The 26,697-nt window shown below is 59.0% G+C and carries 26 protein-coding genes and 7 pseudogenes; 13 read left to right on the forward strand and 20 right to left on the reverse strand.

The genetic code is table 11. The features are described 5' to 3' along the window. Window positions 1–632: 632 nt before the first annotated feature. Window positions 633–823, forward strand: a pseudogene (locus IB238_RS24820) (hypothetical protein); the annotation flags it as partial. Further along, a pseudogene (locus IB238_RS24825) lies at window positions 809–1,032 on the forward strand (hypothetical protein). The pseudogenes IB238_RS24820 and IB238_RS24825, both read left to right, overlap by 15 nt. Before the next feature lie 481 nt (window positions 1,033–1,513). Here IB238_RS24825 and IB238_RS23830 read toward each other — a convergent pair. Together IB238_RS23830 and IB238_RS23835 are read right to left on the reverse strand one after the other, a co-directional pair. Continuing rightward, window positions 1,514–1,717, reverse strand: coding sequence for a hypothetical protein (locus IB238_RS23830; protein WP_192253204.1), 204 nt, complete (start codon window positions 1,715–1,717; stop codon window positions 1,514–1,516). 63 nt (window positions 1,718–1,780) lie between these two features. Then, window positions 1,781–2,092: a hypothetical protein gene (locus IB238_RS23835; protein ID WP_192253483.1), complete on the reverse strand. Its 312-nt coding sequence runs from the start codon at window positions 2,090–2,092 to the stop codon at window positions 1,781–1,783. On the opposite strand from IB238_RS23835, the gene IB238_RS23840 reads away from it, so the two are divergent. Together IB238_RS23840 and IB238_RS23845 are read left to right on the forward strand one after the other, a co-directional pair. Beyond that, on the forward strand, window positions 1,974–2,444 hold the full coding sequence (locus IB238_RS23840) for a DUF1515 family protein (RefSeq protein ID WP_192253207.1): 471 nt from the start codon (window positions 1,974–1,976) through the stop codon (window positions 2,442–2,444). The two genes, IB238_RS23835 and IB238_RS23840, sit on opposite strands and share 119 nt — an antisense overlap. A gap of 340 nt (window positions 2,445–2,784) precedes the next feature. Continuing rightward, window positions 2,785–2,982 (forward strand): hypothetical protein, encoded by a 198-nt coding sequence (locus IB238_RS23845; RefSeq protein ID WP_192253210.1) that lies wholly within the window; start codon window positions 2,785–2,787, stop codon window positions 2,980–2,982. Window positions 2,983–3,037: 55 nt separating this feature from the next. On the opposite strand, the gene IB238_RS23850 is transcribed toward IB238_RS23845, so the two are convergent. Both IB238_RS23850 and IB238_RS23855 read right to left on the reverse strand, forming a co-directional pair. Continuing rightward, complete coding sequence (locus IB238_RS23850; protein ID WP_192253213.1) at window positions 3,038–3,196, reverse strand: entericidin; 159 nt, start codon at window positions 3,194–3,196, stop codon at window positions 3,038–3,040. Between the two features lie 325 nt (window positions 3,197–3,521). Then, a pseudogene (locus IB238_RS23855) lies at window positions 3,522–3,909 on the reverse strand (PRC-barrel domain-containing protein). Window positions 3,910–4,111: 202 nt separating this feature from the next. On the opposite strand from IB238_RS23855, the gene IB238_RS23860 reads away from it, so the two are divergent. Next, window positions 4,112–4,366 carry a YMGG-like glycine zipper-containing protein gene (locus IB238_RS23860; protein ID WP_192253216.1) on the forward strand — a complete coding sequence of 85 codons (255 nt, stop codon included), beginning with the start codon at window positions 4,112–4,114 and terminating at the stop codon, window positions 4,364–4,366. Between the two features lie 287 nt (window positions 4,367–4,653). Here IB238_RS23860 and IB238_RS23865 read toward each other — a convergent pair whose 3' ends face one another. The 3 genes from IB238_RS23865 to IB238_RS23880 all read right to left on the reverse strand — a co-directional run bounded on the left by IB238_RS23865 (window position 4,654) and on the right by IB238_RS23880 (window position 6,242). After that, window positions 4,654–4,878 carry a hypothetical protein gene (locus IB238_RS23865; RefSeq protein WP_192253218.1) on the reverse strand — a complete coding sequence of 75 codons (225 nt, stop codon included), beginning with the start codon at window positions 4,876–4,878 and terminating at the stop codon, window positions 4,654–4,656. A gap of 411 nt (window positions 4,879–5,289) precedes the next feature. Then, complete coding sequence (locus tag IB238_RS23870) at window positions 5,290–5,472, reverse strand: hypothetical protein (protein WP_192253221.1); 183 nt, start codon at window positions 5,470–5,472, stop codon at window positions 5,290–5,292. Window positions 5,473–5,855: 383 nt separating this feature from the next. Beyond that, on the reverse strand, window positions 5,856–6,242 hold the full coding sequence (locus IB238_RS23880; RefSeq protein WP_192253224.1) for a hypothetical protein: 387 nt from the start codon (window positions 6,240–6,242) through the stop codon (window positions 5,856–5,858). A 114-nt stretch (window positions 6,243–6,356) separates the two neighbouring features. Here IB238_RS23880 and ligD point away from each other — a divergent pair, with 114 nt between their 5' ends. Continuing rightward, window positions 6,357–7,328 (forward strand): non-homologous end-joining DNA ligase, encoded by a 972-nt coding sequence (gene ligD / locus IB238_RS23885; protein ID WP_246723813.1) that lies wholly within the window; start codon window positions 6,357–6,359, stop codon window positions 7,326–7,328. Between the two features lie 225 nt (window positions 7,329–7,553). On the opposite strand, the gene IB238_RS23890 is transcribed toward ligD, so the two are convergent. Then, window positions 7,554–7,754 carry a hypothetical protein gene (locus IB238_RS23890; RefSeq protein ID WP_192253227.1) on the reverse strand — a complete coding sequence of 67 codons (201 nt, stop codon included), beginning with the start codon at window positions 7,752–7,754 and terminating at the stop codon, window positions 7,554–7,556. Window positions 7,755–7,796: 42 nt separating this feature from the next. On the opposite strand from IB238_RS23890, the gene IB238_RS23895 reads away from it, so the two are divergent. Next, window positions 7,797–8,531 (forward strand): DUF1629 domain-containing protein, encoded by a 735-nt coding sequence (locus IB238_RS23895; RefSeq protein WP_192253229.1) that lies wholly within the window; start codon window positions 7,797–7,799, stop codon window positions 8,529–8,531. Between the two features lie 139 nt (window positions 8,532–8,670). Here the strand turns inward: IB238_RS23895 and IB238_RS24830 are convergent. Beyond that, window positions 8,671–8,865: pseudogene (locus tag IB238_RS24830) on the reverse strand (hypothetical protein); the annotation flags it as partial. 558 nt (window positions 8,866–9,423) lie between these two features. Here IB238_RS24830 and IB238_RS23900 point away from each other — a divergent pair. The 3 genes from IB238_RS23900 (at window position 9,424) to IB238_RS23915 (ending at window position 12,483) form a co-directional block, all read left to right on the forward strand. Continuing rightward, window positions 9,424–11,349 carry an adenylate/guanylate cyclase domain-containing protein gene (locus IB238_RS23900; RefSeq protein WP_192253232.1) on the forward strand — a complete coding sequence of 642 codons (1,926 nt, stop codon included), beginning with the start codon at window positions 9,424–9,426 and terminating at the stop codon, window positions 11,347–11,349. A gap of 287 nt (window positions 11,350–11,636) precedes the next feature. Further along, window positions 11,637–11,897 carry a hypothetical protein gene (locus tag IB238_RS23910; RefSeq protein ID WP_192253238.1) on the forward strand — a complete coding sequence of 87 codons (261 nt, stop codon included), beginning with the start codon at window positions 11,637–11,639 and terminating at the stop codon, window positions 11,895–11,897. A gap of 277 nt (window positions 11,898–12,174) precedes the next feature. Next, the gene (locus IB238_RS23915) at window positions 12,175–12,483 is read left to right on the forward strand and encodes an RNase H family protein (protein WP_192253240.1); all 309 of its coding nucleotides are present in this window, start codon (window positions 12,175–12,177) and stop codon (window positions 12,481–12,483) included. A gap of 560 nt (window positions 12,484–13,043) precedes the next feature. Here the strand turns inward: IB238_RS23915 and IB238_RS23920 are convergent. Further along, window positions 13,044–13,292 carry a DUF982 domain-containing protein gene (locus IB238_RS23920; RefSeq protein WP_192253451.1) on the reverse strand — a complete coding sequence of 83 codons (249 nt, stop codon included), beginning with the start codon at window positions 13,290–13,292 and terminating at the stop codon, window positions 13,044–13,046. Between IB238_RS23920 and IB238_RS23925 the strand changes: the two genes are divergently transcribed. The 3 genes from IB238_RS23925 (at window position 13,185) to IB238_RS23935 (ending at window position 15,521) form a co-directional block, all read left to right on the forward strand. Next, window positions 13,185–13,712 (forward strand): hypothetical protein, encoded by a 528-nt coding sequence (locus IB238_RS23925; RefSeq protein ID WP_192253486.1) that lies wholly within the window; start codon window positions 13,185–13,187, stop codon window positions 13,710–13,712. The genes IB238_RS23920 and IB238_RS23925 overlap by 108 nt on opposite strands. Before the next feature lie 162 nt (window positions 13,713–13,874). Then, complete coding sequence (locus tag IB238_RS24835) at window positions 13,875–14,324, forward strand: DUF1515 family protein (protein ID WP_246723815.1); 450 nt, start codon at window positions 13,875–13,877, stop codon at window positions 14,322–14,324. Window positions 14,325–14,393: 69 nt separating this feature from the next. Beyond that, window positions 14,394–15,521 (forward strand): Fic family protein, encoded by a 1,128-nt coding sequence (locus IB238_RS23935; protein ID WP_192253243.1) that lies wholly within the window; start codon window positions 14,394–14,396, stop codon window positions 15,519–15,521. A gap of 197 nt (window positions 15,522–15,718) precedes the next feature. Here IB238_RS23935 and IB238_RS23940 read toward each other — a convergent pair. From IB238_RS23940 to IB238_RS23985, 10 genes and pseudogenes are all read right to left on the reverse strand, one after another. After that, window positions 15,719–15,985: pseudogene (locus IB238_RS23940) on the reverse strand (helix-turn-helix transcriptional regulator); the annotation flags it as partial. Window positions 15,986–16,195: 210 nt separating this feature from the next. Further along, window positions 16,196–16,804: pseudogene (locus IB238_RS23945) on the reverse strand (DUF5996 family protein); the annotation flags it as partial. 429 nt (window positions 16,805–17,233) lie between these two features. Beyond that, window positions 17,234–17,359: pseudogene (locus tag IB238_RS24840) on the reverse strand (RidA family protein); the annotation flags it as partial. Window positions 17,360–17,380: 21 nt separating this feature from the next. After that, a complete protein-coding gene (locus tag IB238_RS23955) occupies window positions 17,381–17,647 on the reverse strand; it encodes a helix-turn-helix transcriptional regulator (RefSeq protein ID WP_192253251.1) in 267 nt (88 codons plus the stop codon). Between the two features lie 75 nt (window positions 17,648–17,722). Further along, window positions 17,723–18,598, reverse strand: a complete 876-nt coding sequence (locus IB238_RS23960) for a glycine betaine ABC transporter substrate-binding protein (protein WP_192253253.1) — start codon at window positions 18,596–18,598, stop codon at window positions 17,723–17,725. A 72-nt stretch (window positions 18,599–18,670) separates the two neighbouring features. Next, window positions 18,671–19,558 (reverse strand): proline/glycine betaine ABC transporter permease, encoded by an 888-nt coding sequence (locus IB238_RS23965; protein ID WP_192253255.1) that lies wholly within the window; start codon window positions 19,556–19,558, stop codon window positions 18,671–18,673. A 24-nt stretch (window positions 19,559–19,582) separates the two neighbouring features. Then, window positions 19,583–20,815 carry a glycine betaine/L-proline ABC transporter ATP-binding protein ProV gene (gene proV, locus IB238_RS23970; RefSeq protein ID WP_192253258.1) on the reverse strand — a complete coding sequence of 411 codons (1,233 nt, stop codon included), beginning with the start codon at window positions 20,813–20,815 and terminating at the stop codon, window positions 19,583–19,585. A 392-nt stretch (window positions 20,816–21,207) separates the two neighbouring features. After that, window positions 21,208–21,636 (reverse strand): GNAT family N-acetyltransferase, encoded by a 429-nt coding sequence (locus IB238_RS23975; protein WP_192253260.1) that lies wholly within the window; start codon window positions 21,634–21,636, stop codon window positions 21,208–21,210. 419 nt (window positions 21,637–22,055) lie between these two features. Continuing rightward, window positions 22,056–23,846 carry an ABC transporter ATP-binding protein gene (locus IB238_RS23980; protein ID WP_192253263.1) on the reverse strand — a complete coding sequence of 597 codons (1,791 nt, stop codon included), beginning with the start codon at window positions 23,844–23,846 and terminating at the stop codon, window positions 22,056–22,058. Between the two features lie 802 nt (window positions 23,847–24,648). After that, window positions 24,649–26,514 (reverse strand): calcium-binding protein, encoded by a 1,866-nt coding sequence (locus tag IB238_RS23985; RefSeq protein ID WP_192253266.1) that lies wholly within the window; start codon window positions 26,512–26,514, stop codon window positions 24,649–24,651. Window positions 26,515–26,697 lie beyond the last annotated feature (183 nt).

Below are 26,697 nucleotides of genomic sequence, written 5' to 3' on the forward strand. Positions count from 1 at the left end.
CTCAAACAGCAGAGCCCGTGACATGACTGCTGAAGCGCTGATAGTGGGCGCTTCTATGCCAAACAGCAAAGGGTCAATTAAGGTCACTTCGAGGCGATGCTTCATGGCACATACCCGCGTCAACTTTTGACGGGTATTGCGTGCTCGGGTACTCTAATCTGCCTGCCGGGGTGGAGCTCGCTGATCGTAACCGTGCTACTGGGAGGTGATCGCGCTTTGCCTCGACAGGCACAAAAGCAGCACAGAAAGGTGGGAACGTTTCGCCCGGCCTTATTTGTTGCCAGTCCGGCGCTGTGGAACATTGGCATCCAGTTGCAGTTATGCCCCTTGATTTGGAGGAATGGTCATGGGCATCGACAACGCACCCACCGAAAAAGGTAAAAAAGGAGCGCGGGGTCTTCATAAGTCCGCGCGTGCAGAAGAGCGGAAGGTCGAAGCTGAGAAGGGTTCGGACCTTGCAAAGGGCGCGGATCGCCATTTGGATGTGAGCCGAGGTTCTTGGAAGGTACATAAACTGGTCGCCTCTCATTCGGTTCGCCACCAGGCCTCCCTCCGGCCGGTTTTCGTTGCCCAGAATTGCGCGGGAACTTTTGTAAGTCCCATCGATTGGCTTCTCCAGGAAGGAAGCAATCATGGGCACGAACACACCGCGAGATGGAGCACCGGGCACAACCGATCAATCCCCTCGTTGGGAAGGACCTGAGGAAACGAGACCACGTGGGTATCTTCCGGCGAAGGATAATCCCGACGTAGACCGTGACGCCGTGGGAGAAAACACAGAGATGAGCGCAATCGACCCTCGGACGCTCTGAAAACAAGAGACACGCCCAATCCCGAGAAGGATGCCAGGGTCAGTACGCAAGGTCGCGTGCCGATCGTGAAAGCCAAAGCACGGGCGTAGCAAGTGCCAAGCCGACTGTAGTAAGCGGTTCCGCAGATGCGACTCGAAACCCACCTGGATCCGTGGACCCCGATAAGGACTGGGACATCAATTTCGATGAATCCGAGCCAGATCGTTCCCGTTCCCGCTAAAACCCATGCCGAAACCCACAGCCCGTCGCCTAACCGCGGCGGGTTTTCGTTTGTGGAGAGAGGATGTCGGAACAGTCCGCAAGGTGATCTACCTAATAGCGGTCAGCATTTTGACGACTGTCTGCTCGTCCTCCTGAACCGAAAAAGTGATCCCGTTCCCGTGTGTGTCTAGACCAGTGGTCAAGATTGCAGTGAACTTCGGCTGTGCCGTCACAGACACAACGTGATCCGGGTTCAGGTAGAGGCTTGCCCCGCTCCCCGATTGCGAGAAATGAACGAGTTTCATGATGATCCTCCCAGCTTGACCCGTGAGCGAAAATCGCCGGGCATGAGAGCACGACCGAAGCCTAAGCTCAAGACGCTGAAGCCTCTCGTGGCAACCATCAAGCCGCTGGTCGGCGGGATGCCGGGAGACGAACGGGCACGAGATGCCCACCGCCGGCAGCACCAACCTGATGTTCCTCGCACCTGCCAACAAGGCTTAGGGTGCTGCCATCGCCTCCAGCTTTTCGGCATCGCGAATACCATCCTGAGCGAGGCTGAAAAGCCTTCGGGCTAGTGCTTCAGCCTCATCACTGTTTGGTCTGATTTGCCGGCTCTGGCAGATCTTGTCGAACACGTTGCTGACCATCATCAGCGCGGCAGGATCAAAAGTTTTGTCGTTGGGTACGTGGCGATAGATCATTGCTGCTTCTCCCTCGGGATGGCGCGCCTCCAATGCGCCGCTTCGAAAAAGCCCGCCGAAAATTTATGAACAGTTCGCGCTCGATTCAAGTGCTTGAGGTTGACGATGTTCCCCACTGAAAATACCGCCGTCCGTCGTCAGCTTGGCGAACTCGCCGAGGGAATGCGGGGGCTCCAGCAGTCCCTTCGCCGGATGGAGGAAGCGGCCAGCGATCGGAAGATAAGTCGGCTGAGAGCCGGGCGCCGTCCACAAGCGCATGGACGAGCTGGTTTCGCGCGTCGGCCATCTCGAAGCAGGCGTGTCCGAATTGAAGGACGATGTTGCGGAGATGAAGCCGGTCACCGATGACGTGAAGCGCTTGAAGCTGATGGGCATCGGGGCACTGGGCGTCAAAAGGCAAAGCGGTAAACGCCAAAGAGCCCGGCGTCGGGCACGCCGGGCTAGGCGGCAGTTGAGACTGCAGGTGGCGGAAGCGGGTCCGCCACGCGCCCTGCTACGCACTCGCGTAAACAGTTCCCGACTGGTGACTCACATCGCCTTAGGACCGTACAGTTGGCTTCGGAACCGCCACTTGCATCGGGTTAGGCGAGCATGCATGCCCGCCAACAACTCGGCTGGCTCGTGGGTTCCGGCCAGAAACATCTGCGTCAATTTGTCTGGCAAGTTCGTCGGCCACAGCCGAATGATCGGAGATGCGCTCACATTCGCACACTTTCTCAACTGGTAAAGCGGGAGCCCATTGCAGTACCCGACGTTGTGTGGCGTGGCGAGGGAGGGGTACCGCCGGCATGGCGGGTAGAGCCGCCCGCGCTCAAACTACGCTATCGGGGGTCTGATGCAGCTTGAGCCTATCATACGAGTATGCACCTCAAAGGGCCTAGGCGCTACCAATCGATTTGCCGTTGAGGCCTTTCTCAAGTGGGCGTAGAATGCTTTCGCGCGGACGTGCCGTTACCAACGGGTATCAAGTCCCCCGATGCCTCCTGTTGGGATTGTTTGAGAGACGCTGCGACACGCCCGCGTTTTCATCCAATAGCGTCGGATCGTCGTTTGCGCGGCCACAGATCATGGACACGCCCCTTCCTCTCTGGCCGCGACTGATCATCACCGTAATAACGATGTTGGTGGCCAGCTACGTGATCGGCCTAGGCTGGCAGGGAGTATTTGGCGGCTCCATTCCGAGCTATGTCGCGGGCGTCATCGGAGGCCTTGCTGCGCTCCCGATCTGGGACCTACTCAAGCGTATTGGCCCGTCGGCAAAATGAGAGCTTGCCGCGATTTTTCGGCGGCGTGTGGGGTGTCGAGCAGTTCAATGCGACCTTACTGGGCGGCCTTTTCGACGGTTCGTCCAGCACCCTGCGTGGCATTGACCGTGTTGGCCGTGTCCTGTCCCATGCCGCGGATGGTGTTGGCGCATCCGCCAAGCACCGAAACGGCAACACATACGAAAGTGATGTGGGTAATCATTGACTTCGTCATGATTGGTGTCCTCCAGAGGAGCAAGCCGCGCGGAGACATTAAGAGCCCGACGCTGTACGATACGCCGGGCCCAGCACGGTTGGGTGTGGCGGAGGGGCCGCCACAATCGTGGTATACGCTTGAGCCGCGATCTCTGCGATAGCTAAAAGGGACTATTCGCGTAAATGAAGCGACCGACGGGAGATACCCCGCCGGTCGCGCTCGGCCGCCAGGTTGGAGCTGGTGCTGTTTTGAACACCGGCGCAAATAGTAGTCGCTACTTGCTGACAAAGGCATGAACGTGGGCGGGAAATTGCTGCTCCGCAATCTCCCGCCACACAGCATTTCAAAGCACCCGCCGCGTCACGCCGTAGTAATCGTCGATACCGCGAGTGTACCCCGGGTTTGACCAGTCAGGACCGGTTCTATCGTCAAAGTACGGCGCGCGCTCCAGTTGCTGCTTGTCGAGATCAACGACGTAGCCGCCTGCGCTTTCATCGTACTCCAGCATGTTCCATGGCAGCGGATGGTAGCTTTCGCAGAAAGCCACCGAAAGACATGACGGCATAAGCGACCTGGCCGGACCGTTTGTCGAGCATGACGTCGTACACGGTGCCAAGGGACTCTCCTTGACGGTTGTAGACATTAGTGCCCTCGACTTTTCTGGCGGCAATCAAGGTTCCGGTTTCGTTGGTTGCCACGCCGCCCGTGGCAGAGGCATTATAGTCAGTCATTGATCTTCTCCTTATCGCACTGCACCCCTTTCATCAGGGCCTGCTACTAAACAGGCACATGCTGGGTTCGTTCCCATCGATTCTAATGTGAATTCGCCAGCGGCGGCCGACGCGTCGGAATTCGCTCTAGTCATGGCGAGGATCCTTCCAGACGGAACTTCTGGTAGTCAGCATTGTTTCTCCGACAAAGGGAGGAACGGCAATGACCAGAACGATCGTTCTACTCGTGCTGCTTGAGGCAGCCGCCTCGGGATGTACGGCGACGGAGCAAGGCGCGGGCATTGGCGCAGCTAGTGGTGCTGTAATCGGCGGTGCAATTACCAATGATGTCAGAGGGGCTGCGGTTGGTGCCGCCATCGGTGGTGTATCGGGCGCTGCGATTGGCAGCGTCGCCGGCCAGTCTGGGAACTGCTACTATCGAGATGCATACGGTCGCCGCTTTATCGCCGCCTGTTGAACGCGGAGACAGAAATCACATTCCCTGACGATATCGAGACGGCCATTGCGGAGTTCGCCGCAGAACGTCAGATCACACGAGAGGAGGCGATTGTCCTCGTCCTTCGTGATTGGTTCGAAGAAAATGGCTATATCGCGGTGGAACCACCCCAGGATAGAGCTGGATACGACTGACCGGGCGGTGTTCAAACGATGCGCGATCATGGATCGGGCCGAGCGCAAAAACTGACATCCCGGTTTTCAGAGCGCGCGCCTGCCCTTGCCAGGGTTATCTAAGGGTTCCGCCCATCACCCAACACGGCGCTGAAGGCGGGCTTGCACCAATGTCATTATTCTTTCGCGGTCGCGTGCGCCGGCCTTGTAGATCTCGAATATCTGTCTGGCGAGTTCATCCGCGGTCGCAGATCGGTGTTCGAATTTATGTTCCTTGCAGAGGTTGTCGAAGACTTCTTGCAAGATGGCAAGATCTTCCGGCCCGACAAATTCGCCGGCTCGGGTGAAGCGCGTAATCATCTCAAGCCTCCCTCATAGAATGCATGAGAGTGCGCTCGACCTCGCTGCGATTCAAGCAATCACGAGATGTGACCATCGTTAATCCGAGTTGATGTTCAATGGGCCGCGGTCACTCGAACGAGGCCAGCGACGAGACCGCGCGCCTGGCTGGTTGCGTGGCGCCGACATCTTCGACGGGTGGCGGCTAGCGCTTTCCAGGGAGACCCTGTATCGCGTACCGGTGCAGATGGGATGTGCTGCCGACGGTATTCCGGTTTAGGATTGTGGCCACCCCTTCGGCATCTGCCTCTGAAAGTCTTATCACCGGGAGGAAGCCGGGTGCCGCAGCGACGCCGGAACGAATGTCGAAGACCGACCACGTGCCATCGCGCTCACGGCGATGTGCGTACGGCAATGCCTCAGCCGGGCCGGTCATGTGGACGCCTCCTGCATTGTCCCAGTCATGAAGCGCCGTAGCGCCGCCTGTGAAGGATGATGAAGGGGGCCGGCCAAGGGCGTCAGTTTGGCTGTGATGTATCCGGCCTTCTTGAGCATTTCTCGGAGAATGCGGCTGTCGCTCGTCCGAAATTCGACGCGCTGGATTTTGGAGGACATCGTGTCCTCCTTTTCGCATTGGGGGCTAGGGTGTGGGGGCCCTGAAGCAGCAGCGCCCTGATAACTGGCTGCTGAAGAAATGACTCTGCGCGCAACTTCGTTCATTAGCAAGCAACCCACCACTGCCCGGATCGGTATTCGTCGGACGCGACAGCCCGCCTGAGTCCACCCGCCGGGCGAGCGGTTCATGCGGGCGGCCAGGATGAACGCCGCCGACTAAGACGTTTGTTGACTATTGGCGACCGGCCCACGCTCGATACCGTGTTTCTTCGTTGTAGGCCTCCTGTTCGACTGAGCCATGGCTGCGAATGTATCTGATGGCGAAGCCCTGCACTCCCAGTCTTGATACTGCCGGACATGCGTAAGTTCATGAACCCAGCCGACTACGTTATGGAGCGCATCTGCTTCATGGGCGAAGACGATAACGTAATCGAGGGTGATGGCATCTGCCGCCCCGTAGCGAAAGCATTCACCTGCAGACTTAGCTCGCCACCGCCGCCAACACGGTAGCGAGTAACGTCCAGGATTCCACTATCTACAAACCCCTGCAGCTTTTGCCGAATTGCTGGCGGTATTGGTTGAACGCCCGCCGATAGAGCGTCATCTCTTGAGCTGACGATCGCTTTCTGGAGAGTTGGAGCAGTCGCCTGAACGATGCCGTCGATCACGTCACCGAGAAGGTCTTCGGCGCGTACGTTGCCAACACCGCAAAACAACCCGACCAACGCGAGTGCCGTCAAAGCGCTGCAGATGATTCCACTGCGAGACATTGGCCGCTTCCGAGACGGCTGGGCCATCCATAGCTGCCGTCGTTCGCATTCTAATGCAATTGAACTGAAACATCCGCCTCCTCGGCGGCAGCCAGGAACGCGAGGCGCACGGCCATGGCGAAGCGCGGCGGCTCAAATCCTGTCGTCAAACCAGACCCGATGCCAGACCGCATCGAGCCATGCCTTGCGCTACTCGCTCCTTCCCCGCCTGCCGGTCCTCAATGGGCCTTCGAAATCAAATGGGACGGCTATCGGCTCGTCATCTACAAGGAGCCTGATGGTTCACGCATCGTGACGCGTGGCGGGCATGACTGGACCGAGCGGTTCCCCACCATTGCCGAAGCTGTCCGGCGCCTGCCAGCAGAGACCGCCATCCTCGACGGTGAGGCTGTCGCACTCGACGAGCAGGGTCGATTAGACTTCGGCGCCCTTCAACATGCTCTCGGTGGTCGCGGTGGCAGGCGGCAGGCGCACGAGGTCATCTTCTACGCCTTCGATCTGCTCTACCTGGATGGGCACGATATGCGCGACATGCCGCTGTCCGAGCGGAAGCGGGCGCTTGAACCGCTTATTGCCGATGCTGGGCCGACGATCCGCCTGTCGGAGGAGGTCGAAGCCGAGGGCGCCGCCTTCCTCGAGGCAAGCTGCGCAATGGGGTTAGAGGGTATTATAGCCAAGGATCGGACCTGTGCTTATCGATCCGGGCGCAGGAGCGGATGGCTCAAGATCAAATGCGCCCAAAGAGCGGGGTTCGTGATCGTCGGCTACGAGCCGTCGCGTGTGGGGTTGGGGGGCATCGGCCGGCTGCTGCTTGCGGCGCGCAAGGGCGATGGCTTGGTCTATGTGGGCGGGGTAGGGACCGGCTTTAACGAGCGGACGGCCACGCTGCTGCGCGAACACCTCGACAAGATCGCGATTGAGCTGCCGACAGTCGATGTCGGGAAGCGACGTGCAATTTTCGTCGTGCCGAACCTCGTTGCCGAGATCGAATTCCGGGCGTGGACGAAAGATGGAAAGCTGCGGCATTCATCGTTCAAGGGGCTGCGGGACGCGGTGGATAGCAGCGCGGTCCTTTCACTCGATTGAGCCCCGGAAGTTTTACAGCACGCACCTAACCTATTGACCTGCTTTGGGCCGGCTGGGCGTGTTTACTGCGAAGCCTTTGGCGGAAAACGAATGTCACGAGCTTCCCAAGCTGAATGAGCGGGTTCGATCCCCGCTACCCGCTCCAGCCTCATTTTCCAGTGCATCGAGCCCAGTTAGCGGCCTATTGAAAAATGGCCGGTTTTACAGTCGGTTTTAGGACTGATGTCAAAATTGACCACGTCCGCTTTGCGCCAACAGCAGACATTGCAGAACTCCCCAGAAAGTTTGCAACAGCGGCAACGGGGTGTAGTTCACCCGCCTAATTCTTCTTTCAACTTTTCCGCGCAACCTGGCGGAGATTTCTCTGGGAATGGCTTGTTTTGCGTTTACTGACTGGGTCGGCAGCGTGATGAGCAACTGCTCCATCGGAGATCCGCCGAGGCTCAAACTTATGCTAAAGGTTCATCAATGGCTTGGAAGATCGACATTGATTGCGTTTCCGCGCAGCCAAATTTTGAGATTGATACGGATGACGATTGGATGAAACCGTATGGATTCGGTTCTTGGGGAGCGATCCACAGTCTCATTGGCCGCCCGGTGCCGAGGAGTGCGACCCAGACCGACAGCAACAAGCTTGTCGACGTCTTTCCGCTGCCGGCGCTTGCCTGTGTCGGTGAGAGATTTCGGGCGATCGTGGAGTCATTCGAGCCGGGCATCCATGAATTTTATCCAATCCAGCTCAAGACGAGGAAAGGGGTTCCCTATGAGGAACCCTACTTCCTAATCAATGTCGGCCAGCGCTTCGATTCCATCCTGGTCAAGGGGATCGATCTCGAATGGGGCAGGAGAGTAGCAGGTGACCTGGAGGGGATTCCCTATCTTTCTCGCATGGGCACCAAACCGCCATTGCCCGTCAGCAGATCGACGATCGCGGGCCGGCACCTCTGGCTGAACTATTGGGTCTGGGAAGGCGGGGGGATTATGGTTTCCGATCAACTCCGAGCCGCGCTGATGGATGCAAAGGTCCGGCGCTTGAATTTCAAGGAACCGTGGGCCGAGCATTTCGACGAGATCGATGCGCCCTTCGATTATCGCGAGCAGGTGCCGCACATAGTCGACTGGATGGAGACCCACCGACCCACGGCGATGCTCGACCAGCACCTTGACTGGGTGAAAACCTACATGCCGCATTGGCTGCAATAACTTGCGCGAACCGGACCTGAATTAGCGGCCAGCTTGCTCTAAACCGATCCGCAATCCCCGGCTCGCGTATGGGGTAATGACCGCTTCGGGCCCAAAGCGGACGGCGCGCGGCTCCGATTCCCTTGGCGCGGATCGAGGCAGATGAGGCGAGCTCGCCGATCTCCCCGAACTGGATTAGGAGCCGGGGACTGGTCATGTCGCCGCTTTCCATATCGACCTGTACTGCGTAGGCGGCGACGCCAATGTGACGCGGCGCCATCGCTGCAGGCCTCGGCGCCAGGCCGCCGCGTACGCGCTTGAATGGGAGGACAATATATTTTTCAGCCATTGCCATCGGAACACCTCTTCTATGTTCTACAAATGTTCTCATTGGGGGCAATGTCAACGGGGGCATGTGGGGCGATTGACGGCTGGACACTTTTCGAAAAAGCGCAACGATTGCGTGGAAGGGGCAAGTGTCCAGAAAGTCGCCTGAACATTGATTTTATTGAGTTTCGGTTGCCCGGCATGGAGTGCCACCCCAGGCCTTTCGGGCTCAAAACTGGTGGGACAATCCAATTGGAAAGCATAAGCAAATCAAAGGGCGATTTTCGGTCTCACTTTTTTGCTACGGGACCAACTGTTTGCAGAGGAAAACGTTTCGCCTCGGTTGGGCGAAAAGAGGTGGCATGGTCCGCTTCGCGCCACGAGCGGACGCTGCACAATTTCTGGTCAACGGTTGGAAACGACCCTTGCGGAAGTTCGCTCGTGCTCAGCCGAACTCGCCACCGTGGAGAGTCACCGCGTAAAGCTCGACACTGTACAGGTCAGGGTCTAGGCTAACATTCACAGTTTTAGGGACTTCCGAGAGATGGCGCACGATAAGTGATGTTGCCGCTCACGAGGCTCGCAGATGCCGGAAACGTCGACGGGAAAAGCGCGCCACCGCGTCAGGATCGGATTCCAGCTCTCAATCACCGCGCTTTTTGTTGCGGTCGTCCTGTGTGTCGGCCTAGCCCTCGTCTTCCTCAGCTTCGACCGGGCGAAGGCGATCACCCGTACCGCCGCCCTGACCTTCATCGACCGGGTCGCAGAACACACAGCGGAGCGGGTGGACCGGCAATTCAAGGAGGTCCAGAGCGCCCTGGCGGTGCTGAAGCTACTCCCTTCCGTGGGAACCGCGGCAATCTCGGACAACCAGTCCCTCAATGCAATCCTAGCGGTGCTTCTTCGGCAACACGAACAGCTCTACAACTTGTATGTCGGGTACGACGACGGAGCTTTTATCGAGCTCGACGCCCTTGACCGGGCCGGGCCTGCCGTCCGGGCGAAACTTGGGGCGCCCGCGGATTCAGCCTTCCGGTTGACCGTGATGGACCGACCGCCTGGATCGTCGACAAGGATGCGGACCACCTACTTTCTCTCCACAGACCTCAAGACGTTGACTCAGGCGCAGCGCGAGGCGGACTACGATCCTCGGACCAGGCCATGGTATCTCGGCGCATTCGAGCCCGGCGCCGGCGCGATTACCGACCCTTACGTGTTCAAGGTTGCCAACCTGATCGGGTACACCGTGCGGGCGCCATTCACGGCGCCGCGGCTCGGCATAGTCGCTGGCGACATACTGCTCGCCGACGTTGATGCTTTCCTGCGCGCGCAGAAACTAGGGCAGTCGGGTGTAGTCTTCCTGTTCGACGACAGCGGCCGGCTGATCGCCCATCCGCGGATGACCGAGTTCTTGAAAGCCGGATCCTCGGACGGCACTGCGGACCTGCCTCGACTTGATCAAGTCGAGGCCATCGATGTCGGCGTTCCGTTGAAGGCGTGGAGGCAGAGCGGTGTTGCCCAGCAGTTCTTTGAGGCCCGGGACGGCCGGACCTACGTTGCAGCGTTCCGCTCGATTGAGACAGCCGGTTCGGCTAATCTCCGCCTGGCTGTCGTGGCGCCGCTTGATGAGTTCTTTTCGGAGGTAGAGGCGGGAAGGCGCAGGTTGCTCCTGCTCGCCCTCGCGTTCGTTTTCGCCTCGTTGCCCGTCGTCTGGTGGATCGGCTCGCTGCTATCCCGCTCCATGAATGCTCTGGCCGTAGAAACCGACCAGATCCAGCGTTTTGATGTACAGGGAGAGGGCAAGCGAGTGCGCTCTTCGATCCGTGAGATCGACGACCTGGGCCAGTCAGTGTCGACTATGCGGGCGGTTGTCCAGACCTTTTCCAGTTTTGTCCCGAAGCGCCTTGTACAGCAGCTCATCGAGAGCGGAACAGCGTTGCGACTCGGCGGTTCCCGCCGAGAGATCACGATCTTATTCACGGACATCGCGGGCTTTACCCATATCTCGGAACACGCAGATCCCGAGAAACTCATGCTCTACACTTCCCGTTACCTTGCCGCGCTGACCGAGGTGATCATGGCAAACAATGGCACGGTTGATAAGTTCGTCGGCGATGCGGTCATGGCGATCTGGAATGCCCCGGCAGAGGACCCAGATCATGTAGCACACGCCTGTTCCGCGGTGCTCGCATGTCGTGACGCGAGCCACATGCTAGTTCAGGAGTTCGAACGGGAGGGATGGCCCGCCTACAGGACTCGGTTCGGTCTCCATACGGGCGAGGCAGTCGTCGGCAACGTCGGCTCGTCGGATCGAATGAGCTACACGGTCCTCGGCGCAACCGTGAACATGGCGGCCCGGCTGGAGGCGCTGAACAAGGATTACGGCACCGAGATACTTGTCAGCGAGGCCGTCCGGGAACAGGTGGCGGATCGGTTCGCCTTCAGGTCAGTCGATACCGTGACGCCGAAAGGTTTCGAGGCCGCGGTGCGAATATATGAATTGACAGCATGAGCGTTGGCCTAGCGTCGAGGCTCCGGCGAAATTGTCAATTAGATCGGTGGTAGATCGGTGGCCGCTACGCCGAGACCTTTGCAATTGGCAGTCTTGGAGGCGACGTTTCAACCCTTGGATTGCCCGGTGCTGAAGGCAGACAATCCGTCGGGACGGCTTGCCACATGTAGGCTGGTCGCGAGGATCATCGGAAGGTGTCTTGAGCTTCTTGGAATGACACCGGTGCGGCGTATGTAGGGTCCACTGGGTTGATAGCTCTTCGCGGCCGATCTGCCCTAAGGAGGTCGTTGCAAGTGCCGGCGAGTGGCGCGGATTTCTTCGACAATGAGCGCGCTTGGGAGAAGGATGACCCTTATCCGTTCTATGCTCTCACCATGGGAAGCCAATCGCCTGGCGAGGATTTTATGGCGAAGTTCATCGCTCCAACAACATGGAGGACAAGAAACGGAAATAGCCGACCAGACAACCTGCACGGCGGCGGACTGGGGTCTGAAATCGCGACGGCCGCCAAGCGCGCGTTCGTCGACCGCCCACGGGAACAGTACTGATGTCGGTGGCAATCATGATCGCCATTCTGGCAATTTTGGTGTTCGCCTCACTGCGAGGTGCGCAGGCTGCCGCCGTTGCCCGAGCTGCTCGGCGGCGAACTGACGGCGGATGAGGCGAGCTGCCTGTTCGTCTCGCACTCCGATGCTACCGACCCTGATGGCGATCCAAAAGGCTATCCCGGCCGACAACGAGAAGGCGGGTGCCTCGAAACCAACGGCACCCGCCTCAGCCCGGCCCGCCGCCAAGTGGGCCAAGCCCGTTGGGGATAAGCCGAGCGTGAGCGAAAGCAACTCATTTGCGTGCGACATCTCGTCCGGAATTCACGTCTTTGCTGACGGCACAGCTTCCGAATCCTGGCGAGGGCGGTTGGGGCGTCGTGCGCTGCTGAATGCGATCGGGGTCGCGAAGCGCTTTGACGGTCCGGTGACAATCTGGTGCGACAGCCAGTATTGCGTCAACGGCGTGAACGACTGGCGCCACAAGTGGAAGCGGCACGGCTGGAAGAAGAGCCCGAATGCGAAGGAACGGGTCAAAAACCCAGATCTCTGGAAGGGGATCGACGAGGCCATGACGAGCGCGGCGTAGGTAACCATCAACTGGGTCAAGGGCCATGCCGGCATCGTCGGCAACGAGCCCTCGACTAGCACATGTCCTCGAGGTCATCGTGCCCCAGTGCGTCAACCGTGCGACACAGTTCAACGAACTTTCGGCGTGCGGTTTCGATCGACATATCTTGTCTGATGGCGCCGACACAGGCGAGAATTGCGGACGGTACACCACGCCCTTCGAAAATGGCCAACCTCTTCTCATAAATCTCAGGGCGCCCCTCGGACTGCGTATCAGCAGCACACCACTGTTTGTGACGATGGGCACGGGCGACGTCCAACGTACTACGAAATCAATGAAAACCATTTTCCCCATTTGGCGAAGATCCAATCGACAGCCAACCTCCTCCACGGCGCGAAAGCTACCAATTGGTGTCCGCTTTACGAACTCCTACAATCGATTGAAAGTACACTTCGTCCGGTCCGGAGTTACACCGAACGAGTTGGGTTTATCCATAGGCATAAAGGCCCCGGCTTCCTTTGCGCCTTTGAGGGGCCCATCGCGAATGATGCGAATACCAAAGGCGGTAGCATTGCAGACTATCGGCGCAACGTCGTGTCGTTGCCACTCCTAGTGTGGGTCAGAAGGATCTTTGCCTCCTGGCATGCGTCAATAAAGACGTCCCTGGCCTCATCCGGCGTCCTGCGCCCACAAATCGCGTCTATACACGCGCGTCTCGCTTGTTTGAAGCGCTGGCCACCATGGGCACGCGGCCAGCTATCGGAGAGCGCGGAAAGGGCGTCTTCTGGACTTATGACGATCCGAATGAGCCTGTCCTGGGTGATCATGCCTACCGGCACGCTCCAGCGGGCACGGAAGTCTACGCTGATGACATCGTTCATGGGGTGACCTCTCAGGCGGTCAGGACGCGCAATGTGACTCCAAAACGCGTTGATGACGATAGGCTGCGCGGCTGCCACACAGCGCCGCGATGCCGCTGGTCGGCGGGATGCCGGGAGACGAACGGGCACGAGATGCCCACCGCCGGCAGCACCAACCTGATGTTCGGTCTGATTTGCCGGCTCTGGCAGATCTTGTCGTACACGTTGCTGATCATCATGAGCGCGGCAGGATCAAACGTATTGTCGTTGGGTACGTGGCGATGGATCATTGCTGTATCTCCCTCGGGATGGCGCGCCTCCAATGCGCCGCTTCGAAAAAGCCCGCCGAAAATTTATGAACAGGTCGCACTCGATTCAAGTGCGTGAGGTTGGCGATGTCCCCCACTGAAAATACCGCCTATGTCCATCGTCAGCTTGGCGAACTCGCCGAGGGAATGCGGGGGCTCCAGCAGTCCCTTCGCCGGATGGAGGAAGCGGCCAGCGATCGGAAGATAAGTCGGCTGAGAGCCGGGCGCCGTCCACAAGCGCATGGACGAGCTGGTTTCGCGCGTCGGCCATCTCGAAACAGGCGTGTCCGAATTGAAGGACGATGTTGGGGAGATGAAGCCGGTCACCGAGGACGTGAAGCGCTGGAAGCTGATGGGCATCGGGGCACTGGGCGTCAAAGGGGGTAAAGCGGTCAACGCCAAAGAGCCCGGCGTCGGGCACGCCGGGCTAGGCGGCAGTTGGGACTGCAGGTGGCGGAAGCGGGTCCCTACGACCCGAGACACCCCCGACGGGGCGTGTCGGGTGTCCGAGCTTTTGCAGCAGATGGAACTCGACCTGGCGAAGTACAATACCGGTTGCCCCCTTTCCGGCGGTCAGAAGCAGAGGATCGGCATCGCACGCGCCTGCACCATGTTGAAGCGACCCTTGAAAGGGTGTTGTCACATAAACCAGATGTCAGTTGGTAGGGGGCGAGTTCTCAGTCTCCGATGAGTAATAGAGTGACTTGCAATAGCTCATAAATGCGTGCATTTTGAGCTATAGAAAGGGCGGCTATAACTTATGCAATGGAACTGGCAACAAGCTGACTGGCCAAATTTCACATATGACGTTGAGAACCTGGCCTTATTGGAGCAGAAATTTCTCCAGTCTTCGGGCGAGGTGATCGGTGCAGTTCGGCATTTTAGTGAAGACGATAGCAGCCAACTGCGGATCGAATTGCTAAGCGATGAGGCGGTCAAAACCTCTGAGATCGAGGGCGAGTTTCTCGATCGAGCAAGCGTTCAGTCGTCGCTGCGCCAGCAGTTTGGCCTCAACACAGACGGTCGTCCGGTCCGGCCGCAAGAGCGCGGGATCGCAGAAATGATGGCCGATGTTTACCAGCACTGGTCTGGCTCACTTCACCATGAGGAACTTTTCCATTGGCACTCGATGCTGATGGCCGGAAACCGGCACATCGAAACGATTGGAGCCTATCGTCGCCACGATGATGCAATGCAGATTGTCTCTGGTCGTCTGGATAAACCGACGATCCATTTTGAGGCACCTCCATCTCGCCAAGTCGGGCCCGAGATGGAGCTTTTCGTCGACTGGTTCAATCGATCCGGGCCAAGTGGGCAAGCTCCTTTACCTGCGGTGACCCGTGCGGCTATCGGACACCTCTACTTCGAAAGCATACATCCCTTCGAAGACGGAAATGGCCGAATTGGGCGTGCGTTGGCCGAGAAGTCCCTGGCGCAGAACATCGGACAGCCGAGCTTGATTTCGCTTGCCTATACGATCGAGGGCAATCGAAAAACCTACTATTCGGAACTTGAGCGCCACCAGCGGAAGCTCGATATTACTGGATGGGTTATCTATTTTTCGAATACGATCCTAGAGGCCCAACAGGCAACAATTGATCGCATTGCCTTCTTCATTCAAAAGGCAAAATTCTACGATCGGTTTCGGGGCCGGCTTAATGAGCGCCAGCAGAAAGTCATAGCCCGCATATTTCGAGAGGGTATTACGGGCTTCAAAGGCGGCCTGAGCGCGGAAAATTACATTTCCATCACAGCCACATCGCGAGCGACGGCAACGCGTGACCTCCAGCAACTTGTCGAGATCGGCGCACTGACTCGCACCGGAGAGCGGCGACATACACGCTACGCCCTGCAGCTTCAAGAAGTTCGCCAGAGCAACGTACGGTAGAAGGCGGCGAGATCCGCTTTTGGAAATCTGCTAGCTCTCGATATGGTCATTCCGTCGATCAGGCGGTACCACCGACGGCGGCAGTGTCGCGTGCGCAAGCAATCACGATATGCCCATAGGGACTGCCACTCGCTGTACACACGCCAAGCAACGGGTTGTCTTTACCTACAGCGAGCGGTGCCGTGGATCAGCTGCGCCTATGCCGGAATTCGCTCGGGGTTTTGACACTTCTTGCGGAATGCGGTCGCGAGATGAGCCGAGCCGGAAAAGCCCGTCTCATGGGCGATCGCGGTGACGGAGAGTACGCTGTTGTCAAGCAGGAAGCGGACGTAGCGCAGGCGGGTTTCCAGGATGAAATGTTTCGGTGTCATGCCGATATGCGCCTGGAACAGGCGTGTGAACTGGCGCGGCGACAGGCCAATGGTGGCGGCGATCTGCTCGGGCGAGACGTCGCGGCCCCTGCGGAGGCGAATGACGCGCATTCCCTTGCCGCCGAAGCGCATGGCGGAGCCAGCGGCCAGTTTCGAGAAACGATGCCGTCTACACGGTTGCCGCTGGAGGTTCGAGAACGCTGTTGCGGAAAACCTGATCTTGCAAATGCTCCGGTCGAAGTGCTTCACGCTGAGCGTGCGCTCCAAATCCGAAACAGTCTTCGTGCCCTCTTGTAGGGGCCGTTAGAGTGGATGTGGGCGGCAAGGTACACCACAGGCGCATTCAAGGGCATCTCGGTCCCACCTGCCGAGGGAGGCTGCAGCCTCGTATGTACTTTGCAGGAACGCCATGAGGGTCGCCTCGGGATCAGGTGCAGTGCGCATGGCATCGTAGGGCAATAGAAATTCGCCCAGCTCCTGAGAAAAGATCGCCTCGGCTGGCTCGACAGTTGCCGAAGCAAAGCCCATCGGCGCTGGATAGGCATAGGAGTAGAAGGCCGCATATTCGATCGGCCCACCGCCGGGCCAGAAGCCGGCGCTGCTCACCTCATGCGAATAGGCTTCGCGGGCGATCGCATCGGACAAGCGTGGAATGCCGCCCGGATGTAGCGGCGCTGGCCTACCGGAAAATCGCGTCACCGCCAGATCAAAACTGCCCCAGAAGAAGTGCACCGGGCTGGCCTTACCGAGGAAGCCGGTACGGAAGCGCGAAAAGACCGCGTGTGTCGACAGCAGAATGCGCCAGAAACGGTTGGCGTGCTCAGGAACAATACGTGGGTGGACGTTGTCTTTGTCGAATGAAGTGCCGTCGGCGATTTCGCATGGGAGGGTCGTGATCGGCGTGTCGAGCCCGTTCTGGCAGGCGACAGCGAAAGGCAGACTAGTCCTGCCTTTCTGTCAGGATTGCCGCCAATATCACTGGTATCCACGCGCCGTCTGCCCGCATTGCCACGGACAGAACCTGCACTGGAGGCACTCTGACGGTTACGGGATTATCCATAGCTTGGCCGTGATGTACCGACTTTCCCCTCCCAAGGCTGCCGCCATTGTCCAACTGGACGAGGGTATCTGCGTCTACACGGTCATCCGTGACGCCGAGGCGGGGGCCCTGAGCATCGGGCAACTTTCGCGCCCGCTTCGTCGGCAAGTGCCGCGTTGGTATTCAGGACGCTGATGGAAGAATGAGCACTCAAGGTGCTAGAATTACCGATCCTACTCCGGGGCGCGACCTTCGAGGTCAAGGGACAGTTCCGCTAGGAAGGTCGGCTTACAGAGAACGGACTATGGTCTGATCTCAAAAATGGCGTCAATCCCCACCGCGAATCCGCACGGCAAGGAGCCCGCGCCGAGTGCGGTGCGCTCATTACGGCCGGACTCGCCCAGCGCTTCGACCGGAAAATCCGAAGCAGTGCGCCCTGCGGGAATGTTTCAGAGGAGCGGGCCTTTGCCCTGTCCATCGAGCAGCCAAGCTATCTTGACCTGTAGAATACGGGCCAGCATGTCGAGGCGGTTGGCTCTCGGCTCGGAGCGGTCGTTTTCCCAGTTTGTCCAGGTCTCGACGGTGACACCGGCGATGGCGGAAATCTGCTCGACGGAAAGGCCGACCGCATCGCGGGACAGTGAAATCCGGCCGCCGATCGTGTCGTCGGTGGTATCGACTGCAGCGCGCGGTGCAAGGGTGGTGTCTTTCAGCATGCCGATGCTCCTGTTTCGTTTGAAGGGCGCCCCTCGGACGTGCCGCGGAGCGTTAAGGGTACTTTGGGACGCTACTTAGCCGTCGTCCCTGGCCAGCCAGGCCTTGATCTGCTCGGGATGGTCGGCGATGTATTTGTCGACGGCCTCATCGTAGGAGGCTTCCTGCGCGCTGAACATCGCGGCCTCGAGATCACCGATCGGCAGCTTCATACGCGACAGGAAGCCGGCGACCTCGGGATTGTCCTTCTCGAAATCCTTTTGCGCGAGGACGTTCACATGCTCGGCCTTGCCGAGCGCGCCCTTCGGGTCGTCGATGTAGCGCAGCTCGTACTTGCCGAACATCCAGTGGGGGCTCCAGGACGTGGCGACGAACCAGTCCTCCTTTCGGATGGCCCGGTCAACCGTCGTCAGCATGCCGGCTTCGCTGGAGATCTGAAGCTTGTATCCATCGAGCGCGTACTCCTTGACGGCCTTTTCGGACAGGCGCGTGAGCCCGGCGCCCGGATCGATGCCTTCGATACGGCCTCTCAGCTTTTGCTTCACATCGTCCTTTTTCAGGTCCTCGATGGAGGCGATGGCGTCCTCGGGGATGTACTTGGGCACAACCCAGCCAAGCTTCGCCCCGTCATAGACGGTGCCGAGTGTTGTCACCTTGTCCTTCACCTTGGCGAAGTAATCAGCATGGGTCTCCGGCAGCCAAGCCATCATCATGGCGTCCAGGTCACCGCGGCCAACGCCCTGATAGAGCGGCGCGACGTCGGTCTGGACCAGGTCGACCTCCTGGCCGAGTTCATCCTTGATCAGTTTTGCAGCAAGCTTGGTCACGAATTCGGCATCGGACCAGGCCGCCCAGCCGATCTTCACCGGCGTCTTTTCTTCCGCCAGCACCGTGCTGAAGGTGCCGACCGAAATTCCGGCTGCAAGGCCCATGGTAATGAGGGTTTTGAACATGGTTGCTCCTTTTTGAAAGGTTCGCATTCGGCGACCTGAAGGCCGCCATGTTGGGCGCAGGCTCCGCAGCCTTCAGACCATGGCGGCGGCCGAAGCCGCGGGTTCTTGCGCCGGTCGACGGAAGAGGCTGCGCCTGCCTCTGGCGCGTTTCCTTCCGAAGCTTTGGGTGGTCCGGTCGAGGATCACCGCAAGGATGACGACTGTGATCCCTCCCTCGAAGCCGGTGCCGACATCGAGGCGCTGGATACCGGTCAGCACCGTGTTGCCAATGCCACCAGCGCCGATCATCGAAGCGATCACCACCATGGAGAGCGACAGCATGATTGTCTGGTTGATGCCGGCCATGATGGAGGGCAGTGCATTGGGCAGTTGCACCTTGAAGAGCAGCTGGGCTGCGGTGCAGCCGAAGGCGTTGCCCGCCTCGATGAACTCCGCATGCACCTGGCGGAGGCCGAGATTGGTAAGGCGTACGACCGGCGGCATCGAGAAGATGACGGTCGCAATCGTGCCGGGCACCGCGCCGAGGCCGAAGAACATTGCTGCCGGAATCAGGTAGACGAATGCGGGCATGGTCTGCATGAGGTCGAGCACGGGCCGGACGACGGCTGCGACGCGATCGCTGCGCGCCATGGCGATGCCGAGCGGCAGGCCGATCAACATGGCTACAAGCGTCGAGGCGAGAACCAGCGACAGAGTCTCCATCATGTCGGACCACAGGCCCATGTGATTGACAAGCCAGAGCGAGAGGGCCGTGAAGCCCGCAAAGCCAAAGCCGACTCGCCACAGCGAAAGCAGGACGAGGATCGCAAGGCCTAGTGGCATCGGCGTTGCCGTGAGCGCTGCCTGGATTCCGTTCGTCACCGTGCCGATGGTCGCGGCTATGACGTCGAGCAGCGGGGCGAAATTGTCGAGGACGTAGTTGACGGCGCTGTCGACGCCGTCACCGATATCGAACGTCATGGAATTGTCTCCGAGCGGGTTGGATCAGGCGGTGCGATCGAGCGTTTCGAGAAGTGCGGACTTGCTGATGGAGCCGAGGTAGCGGTTCGCTTCGTCGACGACCGGGACGGGAAAGGCGCTCGCTGCGACCTTGCCGAGGACGTTGGACAGGCTCTCCGACGCGGCGATCGGCTGGATATCCGGCAGGAAGGCCCGCTTGTAGAGATTGCAGGCGCCGTTGCGCGTGTTTTCGATCAGCGAACTGCGACTGACCATGCCGTGATAGGTCTTGTCACGGCCGAGGATGATGGCGACATCACGGTCGTAGTGTTCCATGCGCTCCAGTGCCGCGGCGGCGGAAACACCCTGGCGCTCGATGATCGTCACCTGCGTCTTGCGGGCGACGTCGCCGGCGCGGAAGACCTGTGAAACGTCGACATTACGGAAGAACGACCGCACGTAGTCGTTGGCAGGTTTGAGCACGATCTCATCGGGCGTGCCTACCTGCACCACCGCACCATTCTGCATGATGCAGATGCGGTCGCCAATGCGCATGGCTTCATCGAGGTCGTGGCTGACAAAGACGATAGTGCGACTGTGCTCTGTCTGCAGGCGCACCAACTCATCCTGCATCTCCGTTCGGATGAGTGGGTCGAGCGCGGAAAAGGCCTCGTCCATCAAAAGCACGGTCGGTTTGCTGGCGAGTGCTCGCGCAAGACCCACACGCTGTTTCATGCCGCCGGAGAGCTGGTCGATGCGGCTACGATCGTAGCCTTCCAGCCCCACGGCCAGTAATGCCGTGCGGGCGCGCTGCTTGCGCTGCTCCTCGCCAATGCCGGCAACTTCAAGGCCGAAGGAGACATTGTCGATGACGGTGCGATTGGGCAGAAGCGCGAAGGACTGGAAGACCATGCTGATGTCGCGGCGGCGGAGCGCAATCAATTCACTTCGCGGCATGCGGGTCACGTCGCGGCCATCGATCTCGATCGCCCCGGAGGTAGGCTCGATCAGGCGGTTGATAAGCCGCAGCATGGTCGATTTGCCGGAGCCTGAAAGCCCCATAATGACGAATATTTCGCCCGCACAGATGTCGAAGGTGGCGTTGTCGACGCCGATTGTGCAGCCGGTGGTGGCGTGGATTTCCGCCTTGGTCTTGCCGGCCTTGAGAAATTCGAGGGTCTTGTCCGGCCGATCGCCGTAGACCTTGAAGACGTTCCTGATACTGATCTTGGCCGGGCGCTCGTTTGCCGGAAGATCGATCTCAGTCGCACATGCCATATTGTCTTGGGCCCAACTCCGGAAGCGGGGCACTCTCCTTTGTTCAGTCGTAAGCCGCTGTAGTAATCAGCAGAGACGCAGGTCGCGAGGACTTCGCAAATACGACAGCGCGTCGTAATTTGGCCACCTTATGGCACGGCAAATCTCAAATGTCCACATTTGTGAAAAAATATTCCATCAACACGTGCATTTTAGGGAGAAACCGGAATGGTCTTGCACAGAACTCATGGGCGCCCCTCGAGCACGTGCGAAGCGGCGCGCTGCGGCCACATCAAATTGCGGCGCCGTTTCGCCACTTCCCCGTCGGCTTGCAAGTTATCGGAAAATGTCAAGATTCCGGCGCGATAGCGCCGGGTCTGCTTAGGGGGAGCATTTGCGGGACGGAGGAAACCCTATGAACCCCGGCTAGATTCAAGCACCACATATTCGTGATCCTCTGCGACACCCCTTCCGATGGGTCTAAAGCCATTGTCACGGTAAAATGCCAGAGCAGCCTCATTGAGGGAAACACACTTCAACCGGTAAGGTTTGGTATACCAACCGGGCAGCGCATGAAGGAGCATCCGTCCGATACCTCGACGTACGAACTGCGGATGAACGTGTAGATGATGGATGAAGTCGTCTGGCTCCCAAACCGAAATGAATCCGATCAGGCGTTGGCCATCGAGAGCCACCAACTGCCATTCACCGTCGGTCTGGCTGTCATAATCAAGGAGGGTGCGCGTCGATGGCAGTTCCCAATTGAACGCCAACTGTCGCGACTGCAGAAACAGTTCGCGAAGGGCTGGCAGATCAAACGGTATGGATAGGCGAATTATCATGAATGTAACTGCCAGGGCTCGATGCGGGAAGCAACGCCATCTTAAAATACTGCCTGGTCCTAAGCAACAAACTCCCCGCTTAATGCGGATTGTGACGTTCAGCTTTTATCGGTGCAGAATGTTCAGAGTGGTAGGGGTCGTTTGCGGGAGGGGAGAACCCCTACACCAAGGCCGCAGCCTCGGCTAACGCCGCCATTGCCCGTATCGTTGACAGAAGTCGGTCATGGCCCAACTGGCGAGACAACTCATCCCTGGCGGATTTCCATACGGGAAAGGCCTCTTGTCGAGAACGTGCTTCCCGCCGGTTGAACTTCTTTGCGACCCGCTGTTCGTTTCCGCGCAGGGTGCCTGTACCCGCGCGCGAGTGGAAGCCCGAAGCTGAAAACCGAAACGCCAGAGCGTAGCCCTGGCGTCTCGACTCATGCCACCAGACCTTTTGTCAGTTCCAGCGCCTGCCGCTCGAACAGTCGGCGGTAGATGCCGTCACTCAGCCGGATCAGAGCGTGGTGGTCGCCCTCTTCGATGATCGTCCCCTTGTCGAAGACCAGCAGTCGGTCGAGCGCCCGCACCGTGGACAACCGGTGCGCAATCACCAGCGTGGTGCGGCCGTTCATCAGGCGCTCCATTGCCTGCTGTATCTGGACTTCGCTCTCGCTGTCGAGACTTGAGGTCGCCTCGTCCAGAATCAGCACCGGCGCATCCGCCAGGAAAGCACGGGCAATGGCGACACGCTGCCGCTCCCCGCCCGACAGCTTGACCCCGCGTTCGCCCACCATGGTTTCATACCCCTTGGGAAGATCCATGATGAAGTCGTGCGCGCTGGCCTGTTTGGCAGCCTGCTCGATTTCGCGCCGCGAGGCTTGCGGCCGACCATAGGCGATGTTTTCCGCCAGCGTGCGGTGGAACAGGATTGGTTCCTGCTGGACGATGGCGATCTGGCCGCGAAGGCTCGACTGGCTGACTTGGGCGATATCCTGCCCGTCGATGAGGATCGAACCCGCGTTCACGTCGTAGAGCCGCTGGATAAGCTTGACGAAGGTCGTTTTGCCCGAACCCGAGTGCCCCACCAGGCCCACCCGCTCGCCCGGCTTGATGGTTACCGAAAAATCCTCGTAAAGCGGGCTGGGATGCGCGCCATATTGGAAGGTAACGCGATCGAAGACGATCTGGCCCCTATCGATCTCGATGGGTGTGGCCTCTGGCCTGTCCTCGATGCCCAGCTGCATCTTGTCGAGGAGCACCAGCTCTTCCATGTCGTTGACGGCCCGCTGCAGATTTCGGATGTCCTGGCCGACATTGCGCAGATATCCCTGCAGGACGAAGAACATCGCCAACACGAAGGTGATGTCGCCCGGTGAAGCCAGCCCCTGCTGCCACATTAGGAGGCCGGTTCCCAGAATCCCCGCCTGCATGGAAACCATCATGAACCCCTGGATCGTGCCGCTCAATGTTCCGCGCTTCCACGTCCGTCGCGTGCGGCTGTCCCATCTGGCCAGCACGTGTCCCAGTCGCGCCTCTTCCCGGTCCTCGGCCCCGAAGGCTTTGACCACCGAATTGCAACCGATGGCATCCGCCAGCGCGCCGCCGAGCTTGGTATCCCAGGCGTTGGCAAGCCTTGCCGCCGGCGAAACGAACCCCATGGAAAGCATCACCGTCACGCCGATATAGATCAGCGATCCCGCGCCGACGATCAGCCCCATGATCGGCCAGTAGCTGCCCAGCACGACAGTTGCGCCCACCAGCATGACGACCGACGGCAGCAACGCGACCAGTAGCAGGTCGTTGAGCGAGTCGAGCGCCCACATACCGCGAGTGATCTTGCGGACCGTCGAACCGGCAAAGCTGTTCGCGTGCCAATCGGTTGAGAAGCGCTGCACCTTGTGGAAGCCGTCATTTGTCACGTCCGCCATCGTGCGCAGCGTCAGCCTGATGATGCCGTTGAAGATGAACCAGCGCAAAGCCACGCTGGCCAAGCCCAGTATCACAACGATGACGAAGGCCTGCAGGGCACGATCGGCTGCATTGCCGCCCGCAATGGCGTCGACGATCTGGCCGGAAAACACCGGCACCATCACTTCAGCCAGCGTGCTGGCAATCACCAACAGGATGATGATGCCAACCAGTCCGAACCGATGTCTCCAATGATGAAATACAAAGCCGAGCACGTTGCGATAGGCCTCGGCACGGAAATCGAGCTTCTTGCGAGTCATTTTATCCAGTCTCGGCCCCGTGTTTCGGCGGCCGGTCCTCAAAATCGGGAGTTGAATGGCGCAGCCCGAGCGGAGACGAAATGATCCCGTCAGATCAATCAGGCTGTGAAGGAAGAGAAAGCCGCAGAACGCGCTCGCTCCAGGCGAGCCGCGAATGGAGATGACCTAGTGTCGGTTCATTCCACGCGGGAGGATTCTGATGAATGCTGGTGTCATGCAACGCCTCCCTTATGTTCGATCAAACGCAGTGAGCCTTTTGTACCGAACCTATTTGCCGTTGCCAACCAGGCAAATGCAACCTCACGGAGGGTGATGCGAAAACGACACAATTTTGAAACTGCGGGGGCTACGGCACGCGTGCCAATTCGGAGCAAGTGCGCACGCGACAGGTCGTCGACGTGCCCTGCCGCGCTTGACCTGTTAGCTAGGAACCCGGTCTGCACTACTACGACCCCACCACCCCCGCGATGTGTCATGAAGCTCTTGGCCGCTCGTCGGCGTCATATACAACCCTTGTCAGTTACAAGCACTTTCGCTCTCCGCCATTGTGACCGCATGCGGTCTGGCTCTATTTCCGACAAAGATGAATTCAAGCTGCGCTGCTGCCCAAACGCTCCGACGGGTGCCACGCGACTTCCATGCAGATGCATGCCGCGGGTGGTCCACGGTCGAATCCTTTTCAAGATCGACACCCTAACGCCGTGCTGCCCGGATCAGGTGGCCGGTTTCGCACTCACTCGCACCGGAGAACGACGATGCTCCAGGGTTTTATCATCGCCGCTTTCCGGACGTTATGCCCAGTTCAAAGGATGAAGTCCGATTTGCTCATCGTAAGGCTGAGGTCGAGCATGATCGAGAAGTCGGCCTTTCCATCGCCGTTCACGTCGCCCTGGATGAATGTGTCGCCGGACTTCTTCTCGAAGCGCAGTTCTCCGGCCTTCTTGTGGAACTTCTCCGCGCCAATGAAGGTGAAGGCTTGGTCGCCGCCGGATTTCGTGCTGGCGTCGATCGCCTTGAGATTGATCTTGTCGCCTTGCGCGCGGCTGAAATCGTAAATCGTGTCGCGACCGGACGAAGCGACCGTGGAGTCGGTTGCCGACATGAAGACGAAGGTATCGGCACCCAGCCCGCCATAGAGCTTGTCCGCACCGGTGCCGCCATAAAGCATGTCGTTTCCGGCTTCGCCCTTCAGCGTGTTGATGCCGGTGGTCCCCTTGATGACGTTGGCAAGGGCATTGCCGGTGCCGTTGATGTTGCCCGTTCCCGTCAGCGTCAGATTTTCGACATTGACCGAAAGGGTGGTGTTGACGGATGCCTTGACGAGATCGATGCCTTCGTTCGCCTTCTCCGCCACAGCGTCGGCCAGGTTGTCGACGATATAGGTGTCGTTGCCCTTGCCGCCCTGCATCTTGTCGGCGCCGGCCTTGCCGTCAAGCACGTTGTCGGCGGCATTGCCAAAGAGGACGTTTGCCAGGGTGTTGCCGGTGCCGTTGATCTTTGCTGCGCCGGCTAGCGTCAGATTTTCGATGTTTGCCGCAAGGGTGTAGCTGACCGACGCCTGGACGAGATCGATGCCTTCGTTTGCCTTCTCCGCTACGGTGTCAGCCAGGTTGTCGACGATATAGGTGTCGTTGCCTTTGCCGCCCTGCATCTTGTCCGCCCCGGCTTTGCCGTCGAGCACGTTGTCGGCAGTGTTTCCGATGAGAACGTTGGCCAGGCTGTTGCCGCTGCCATTGATCTTTGCCGTTCCTGTCAGCGTCAGATTTTCGACGTTTGTCGCAAGAGTGTAGCCGACCGAAGCCTGGACGAGATCGGTGCCTTCGCTGGCGTTCTCGATCACCTTGTCGCCGGCATTGTCGACGATGAACGTATCGTTGCCCGCTCCGCCATACAGGAAATCCCGATCTGTTCCGCCATTGAGCGTGTCGTTGCCGCTGCCGCCATAGAGCTTGTCGATGCCAGCGTCGCCGTAAAGCCTGTCATTGTCGATGCCGCCGCGGATCTCGTCATCTCCTTCGCCGCCGTAGACTTCGCCCGATAGCCTTCCGTTCGTGCCATCGTAAACGTCCATGCCGCCGCCGAGATAGATATTGCCGATCATGTGGCCGGTATTGGTGATGAGATCTTTCGCTATGGTGGGCAGTCCGTCATAGGAGGCAGCTTTTCCGGAAATGGTTCCGCTGTTAACGAGTGAAATGATGCCATTGACACTGGCTTGATTGGGTCTGGTCACACCAAAATTCTTGCCCTCGATCGTTCCAGAGTTTGTGATTGTTGATATGGTCTCTCCATAGGAGTACATGATCACGCCTACGTTCGACGTCCACACATCACCGGCGTTGATGAGTTGGTTTTCTCGTCCTTCCATCCAAATGCCGGTTGAGGCGAATTCGTACCCCCTAACAACGCCGCTTGCTGCGATGCTCACGATGTTTCCAAAATCTTCTTCCGCATCACCGAGCTTGATTGCGACTCTCGGACCGAGAACGGTGCCGGCGACATCGACCCTATGCTGGCTGCCAGTGCCGGTTATTGTTAAGTCGAGGCCGTTTGTGGCATCGGTTCGAGCGACCGTGACGTCACGGCCGATATAGAGATCGTCCTCGTTGGCAAGAGTGATGCGAACGCCCGTACCGATCGAGTCGGAAGTAAGAACCTGGAATGCCATGTGTACTATCCTCGTTTGTGGGGTGCAGTGGCTCTAACGTTTTGTTGTGCGCTCGTAGTCCGCCACTGTCTGTCTGAAGTAAAAGTGCTCGATGGCGAGTTTTGTTAGAAGCAATCGAGTAGTCCGGGCACTGCAGCTGCGGGGCGAAATCGCTCAACTTGCACTCGCGTGATCGGTGCCGTC

Source organism: Rhizobium sp. ARZ01, assembly GCF_014851675.1.
In the GTDB taxonomy this organism is placed as follows: Bacteria; Pseudomonadota; Alphaproteobacteria; order Rhizobiales; family Rhizobiaceae; genus Mycoplana.

Coding starts and splice junctions, on each gene's coding strand:
- IB238_RS23965 (WP_192253255.1), bottom strand. CDS start 19,558: ATGACGTTCGATATCGGTGACGGCGTCGACAGCGCCGTCAACTACGTC.
- IB238_RS23870 (WP_192253221.1), bottom strand. CDS start 5,472: ATGTCCTCCAAAATCCAGCGCGTCGAATTTCGGACGAGCGACAGCCGC.
- IB238_RS23935 (WP_192253243.1), top strand. CDS start 14,394: ATGCAATGGAACTGGCAACAAGCTGACTGGCCAAATTTCACATATGAC.
- IB238_RS23960 (WP_192253253.1), bottom strand. CDS start 18,598: ATGTTCAAAACCCTCATTACCATGGGCCTTGCAGCCGGAATTTCGGTC.
- IB238_RS23850 (WP_192253213.1), bottom strand. CDS start 3,196: ATGACGAAGTCAATGATTACCCACATCACTTTCGTATGTGTTGCCGTT.
- IB238_RS23845 (WP_192253210.1), top strand. CDS start 2,785: ATGGACACGCCCCTTCCTCTCTGGCCGCGACTGATCATCACCGTAATA.
- IB238_RS23900 (WP_192253232.1), top strand. CDS start 9,424: ATGCCGGAAACGTCGACGGGAAAAGCGCGCCACCGCGTCAGGATCGGA.
- IB238_RS23980 (WP_192253263.1), bottom strand. CDS start 23,846: ATGACTCGCAAGAAGCTCGATTTCCGTGCCGAGGCCTATCGCAACGTG.
- proV (WP_192253258.1), bottom strand. CDS start 20,815: ATGGCATGTGCGACTGAGATCGATCTTCCGGCAAACGAGCGCCCGGCC.
- IB238_RS23920 (WP_192253451.1), bottom strand. CDS start 13,292: ATGATCACCCAGGACAGGCTCATTCGGATCGTCATAAGTCCAGAAGAC.
- ligD (WP_246723813.1), top strand. CDS start 6,357: ATGGCGAAGCGCGGCGGCTCAAATCCTGTCGTCAAACCAGACCCGATG.
- IB238_RS23880 (WP_192253224.1), bottom strand. CDS start 6,242: ATGTCTCGCAGTGGAATCATCTGCAGCGCTTTGACGGCACTCGCGTTG.
- IB238_RS23895 (WP_192253229.1), top strand. CDS start 7,797: ATGGCTTGGAAGATCGACATTGATTGCGTTTCCGCGCAGCCAAATTTT.
- IB238_RS23860 (WP_192253216.1), top strand. CDS start 4,112: ATGACCAGAACGATCGTTCTACTCGTGCTGCTTGAGGCAGCCGCCTCG.
- IB238_RS24835 (WP_246723815.1), top strand. CDS start 13,875: ATGGACGAGCTGGTTTCGCGCGTCGGCCATCTCGAAACAGGCGTGTCC.
- IB238_RS23975 (WP_192253260.1), bottom strand. CDS start 21,636: ATGATAATTCGCCTATCCATACCGTTTGATCTGCCAGCCCTTCGCGAA.
- IB238_RS23955 (WP_192253251.1), bottom strand. CDS start 17,647: ATGCTGAAAGACACCACCCTTGCACCGCGCGCTGCAGTCGATACCACC.
- IB238_RS23840 (WP_192253207.1), top strand. CDS start 1,974: ATGGACGAGCTGGTTTCGCGCGTCGGCCATCTCGAAGCAGGCGTGTCC.
- IB238_RS23865 (WP_192253218.1), bottom strand. CDS start 4,878: ATGATTACGCGCTTCACCCGAGCCGGCGAATTTGTCGGGCCGGAAGAT.
- IB238_RS23830 (WP_192253204.1), bottom strand. CDS start 1,717: ATGATCTATCGCCACGTACCCAACGACAAAACTTTTGATCCTGCCGCG.
- IB238_RS23835 (WP_192253483.1), bottom strand. CDS start 2,092: ATGCCCATCAGCTTCAAGCGCTTCACGTCATCGGTGACCGGCTTCATC.
- IB238_RS23985 (WP_192253266.1), bottom strand. CDS start 26,514: ATGGCATTCCAGGTTCTTACTTCCGACTCGATCGGTACGGGCGTTCGC.
- IB238_RS23890 (WP_192253227.1), bottom strand. CDS start 7,754: ATGGAGCAGTTGCTCATCACGCTGCCGACCCAGTCAGTAAACGCAAAA.